Source organism: Vibrio sp. SG41-7 (assembly GCF_014164465.1).
Lineage (GTDB): Bacteria > Pseudomonadota > Gammaproteobacteria > Enterobacterales > Vibrionaceae > Vibrio > Vibrio splendidus.
Genome location: NZ_JACJFF010000212.1, coordinates 1 through 4,303, shown reverse-complemented (window position 1 = coordinate 4,303; position 4,303 = coordinate 1). Strand labels below are relative to the sequence as shown.

General features: G+C 41.6%; 2 protein-coding genes and 2 pseudogenes. 2 read left to right on the top strand and 2 right to left on the bottom strand.

The window, feature by feature from the left end; all coding sequences use genetic code 11:
• The coding region (locus H5300_RS25685) for an integrase core domain-containing protein (protein ID WP_182797258.1) at positions 1 to 608 on the top strand (608 nt) is incomplete at its 5' end.
• 203 nt (positions 609 to 811) lie between these two features.
• On the opposite strand, the gene H5300_RS25680 is transcribed toward H5300_RS25685, so the two are convergent.
• Positions 812 to 3,124: a methyl-accepting chemotaxis protein gene (locus H5300_RS25680; protein WP_182797257.1), complete on the bottom strand. Its 2,313-nt coding sequence runs from the start codon at positions 3,122 to 3,124 to the stop codon at positions 812 to 814.
• 692 nt (positions 3,125 to 3,816) lie between these two features.
• Here H5300_RS25680 and H5300_RS25675 point away from each other — a divergent pair.
• Positions 3,817 to 3,959 (top strand): annotated as a pseudogene (locus tag H5300_RS25675) (ISAs1 family transposase); the annotation flags it as partial.
• A 134-nt stretch (positions 3,960 to 4,093) separates the two neighbouring features.
• On the opposite strand, the pseudogene H5300_RS25670 reads toward H5300_RS25675, so the two are convergent.
• A pseudogene (locus tag H5300_RS25670) lies at positions 4,094 to 4,303 on the bottom strand (IS66 family transposase); the annotation flags it as partial.

Below are 4,303 nucleotides of genomic sequence, written 5' to 3'. Positions count from 1 at the left end.
GCTGGGATATCAGTTATCTGCCATCGAAAATACGAGGGAAGCACTATTACCTCTATTTGATAATGGATATCTTCAGTAGAAAAGTAGTAGGTGCAGAAGTGTATGATCAGGAGCTAGGCGAATATACAGCGGAGTTACTCCAAAGAACAGCATGGCGGGAAAAGTGTGTGCAAGGCAACATTACTTTGCACTCTGACAACGGAGCTCCTATGAGAAGTTACACCATGCGTGCAAAGATGCATGACCTTGGGGTTGTAAGTTCTTACTCTAGGCCAAGAGTAAGCAATGACAACCCATACTCTGAGTCGTTGTTTAAAACAATAAAGTATCGTCCTTCATGGCCAATGGATGGGTTTTCTTCTATTAAAGACGCTCGGTGCTGGGTTGGTAATTTTGTTGATTGGTATAACAATGAGCATAAACACAGTGGCATAAAGTATGTAACACCTCAGCAGAGGCATTGCGGCGAGGATAATGAAATTCTCCGACAGCGTATGCAAGTCTACCGACGTGCTCAATTAACTCCCCCAGGCAGGTGGAGTCGGCAGACGAGAGACTGGAGTTATATCGATGAGGTTTACTTGAACCCTGAAAAGTGTGCAGCGTAATTATTCAGGTTACTAAATTGTAAAAAACACGACAACTTGCTTGAAAAACAGCGGTTCTGCATTAACTGAAAACATCATATTCACTTCCAACTGTTTATTTATTGTTGAGAACAGAAATACGTAAAAAAGTCCTGCGATTTTCATAGCAGGATTTGTGTATGGAAGACAGTCCTGGGAGGGGAGCTACTATGTATTCATCGGAGTTAATATTTAAATTGAGAGACTCCTATATTGAGCTGCTCTGTTTCATTTGATAGAGATTGTAGTACATCGTCCGCTCTCTGGACTTGAGTTGACACTTCAGAAGAAGCATCAGCGATGGACGTTATGCTGCTACTGATTTCATCGGCTACGACTCTCTGCTGCTCCGTTGCTGTCGCTATTTGAATATTCATCTCGTTGAGCTCGTTAATCATGATAACTATTTGTTCTAGCATTTGGGTGTTTTGGTCACACGTCTCAACGCCTTGTGAGAGGGTTAGATTTGCGTTTTCTATGCTTTGAGATACGTTGAGAGTTTCTTGTTGCAGTGAGTTGATTTTGCTTCGAATCTCTTCGGTAGAAGATTGTGTTCTTCCTGCCAATGAGCGGACTTCATCTGCAACAACAGCAAAACCTCGGCCTTGCTCTCCAGCTCTAGCTGCTTCAATTGCTGCATTAAGTGCCAGTAGGTTCGTTTGTTCAGCTACGCCTTGAATAACATCAAGCACGCTGGTAATTGAGTTGGTTTCATTATTCAAACGTTTAATGGCTGAGACCGCAGTTTGCATATCTTCATTTAGACGAGAGATCTCGTTACCTAAGTTTTGTCCGATTCGAACTCCGTTGCTACAGGTATTATGTGCAGTGTTTACGAACTCTGCAGCGCGGGTTGCATACTGAGCCACTTCGGTGATCGAGGTGCTCATTTCATTCACTGCTGTAGAGACAGAGTCTGTTCGATGACTTTGGTCTGTCACTGACTCTCGTGTGTTGTTCATATTTCTGACTATACTTTGCGTATTACTATTGAGTGTATTTGTCGCCAGAGCAAATTTCCCAATGGTATCCTGTAGTTGGGCAAATAAAGCATTAAGTGAGATTGCGAGAGTACTCACCTCGTCTTTTCCTGAAATATCAAGCTGCAGCGTTAGATCGTTGCCTTTACTGATACGCTGAATTTTTTCACTGGTTTGAGTTATCGGCCTAGCTATACTTTTCCCTAGCAAGTATGAAATTATCATGGCGATCACGACGACAATAATTATGCTAGTTATTATTGTCATGATTAATGAGCGACTCAAAGAGTCTAAATCTTGCAGTGCTTCTTGTTTATCCATTTCGGTCAGGATTCCCCAAGTGAGTCCTGCGACGTTAATAGGGGCGTAAGCTGATAACACTGATATACCACGATAGTCTTCTACTATACCTATTCCACTTTGACCTTGAAGTGAGGCCTTAGAGGTCAGTGTCGAGATGGGTTGTCTGCCTATCGCGGAAGAGTTACTTTCGATTTGTTCTAAAATGCTGTTATCGAGACCAAATCCTCGCAGTGCTGAGAAGTAATTGGCTGGTTCTTCACTTAAAAAGCGGGACTCACTACGTAGTAATCCATCTTGGCCTAGTAAATAGGTTTCACCACTATCACCAAGGCCAGCCTCGCTCCAGTGGCCATTGAATGTCATGATGCGGTTAATCTCATCTACTGGCATTTGGAATATTAACACTCCTAACGTACGACCTTCTTTTTGGATTGGGGTCGCAATAAAAGAGGCCGCGGCTTCATAAGAGGGAAAGTATGGAGTGAAATCTTCAAGATAAAATTGATTGCTAGGTAACGAGAGCGCATGTTTATACGCATTTGCGAGTCCTGTGTTTGCGTATGGCCCTGTATTTAGGTTACTTGCGTAGTCTAACTCTTTGAAAACTGAATAGACTACGTTGCCGTTTGTATCCACCATGAAGATATCGTAATAGCCAAATTCTTCAAGGAAGGCTTTGATGCTTGGATGGTACTTTGCATGAATTTGGTCATATTGAGTATTGAGTGAATCGCTCATTAATTGGTGTTTTTCGCCAAGGGGGCTGGGGTTGAAGCCTATATAGCGAGCTTGAAGCGCTTGAGCTCGTTTGGAAAGGCTTTCGAATTTCTGAAGCTCATTAGCTGAGACTCCCCCGTTAGATGAGCGGTACGATTCACCAAAGCTTGATTGGTAGTAGTGAAGAAGATGGTTAATATCGTTAGTTGAAACAAGGTCTATAGGGTATTGTTCGAAAGCATGAGTAAAAGCGGTGATTGCGTCCTGAACCCCAACTGAATTTGCGGCTGTTATCAGTTGGCCACTGAGCTGTTTAAAGTAGCTCTCTATTTCATTTCTTTTTATTTCACGGATTGATATGAGTTGACTGCTTGCCCTTTGATAAAGGGCCTTCTCTACAAGTCCCAAGGAACGCCACTCTATAATAACTCCTGTAGTTATAACAGCTAATGTGCAAAGTAATGTAGAAGCTAATACTATTTTTTTTGCGATGTTCATAATGATTATCTCTTTTTTTGGGGAGGATAACACTTTCTAATGATACTGGTAGTTAACGCCACCCCAACATCGTTATACATTTAAAGTTTTCATTTTTCCTTTGTATCACTTTATAAGTTAATCACTATGTGTACGTTTTGAATCAAGGAGAATGTACTTGTGTTTAATGTTTAAGCAAGAATCGCTCATACGTTCACCCTGCGTTTTGAATATAGGGGACTTTCTTAAAGAAGTCTCATGATTCCAAGCACAAAAATGTCGTTAAGAGACACGGTTAATTCAGCACTAGTAAGACGGAAATTTGAATTCGAGTATCAACTACCAAACCTTTTAATGATCAGTGAAAAATTAACAAAATAGAAATGCAAACTCAACCAATGAACTTACCGGAATTCATACCCTAAGTTCAGTCAAGTAACTCCACTTAAGTGACTACTAACCGCCTTTCGGCATCGATTATGTTAGATAAACTCAGCTCTGCTATGATGATTAACGGGTGTAGCCAGATCAGATATTAGTTTCTTGATTTAGCACCATCGATTTAAGCAACATATATGGACGCGCCTCAGGATGCAATGGCTGATTCAATGATACGGCTCAAAATGATACCGACAACTTTAATAGATATGGCTGTTACTCCTGATCTTAATGGCTGTACCTGTAGTGTGACAGCAATGTTAGAAGGGAGGTGCATCCATCACATCAAAGCCTATTTCCTCTACGAAAATGGCCTTCCGACTCGACATAATATTGCAGCCATTATGAGAACTAGTGTTCCTGAAACGCTTTAGAAGCTATGGTGGGTTGGGTCAATTTGCGTAGAGAGAGGTATGCTTAGCCTATTATCAGTGTTGACGAAGGTTTGACTCTTATGTATCAACCCTGACCTTCTACATATTTCCATGAATGTCGAAATTATGTACACGTTCACCAAGGCAGCTTGACTTCTCATGACTGAGAGGAACGAGACTACAGATTAAAAACGTTCGGGTACGGTTTCTTCTCAACGACTGACGTGATGATTTCACTCAGAACTGACATTGCTGATAGGCCACGCTTTTTGCAAGTTTCGATGAGTGTGTGGATACGACTACGGAATTTATCGCCTGCATCTGAGGTCGTTCCGAAGCTAATTTTCCTTTGGATTACAAAGCCTCTAATACATCGCTCGGCTTCATT

Coding starts and splice junctions, on each gene's coding strand:
- H5300_RS25680 (WP_182797257.1), bottom strand. CDS start 3,124: ATGAACATCGCAAAAAAAATAGTATTAGCTTCTACATTACTTTGCACA.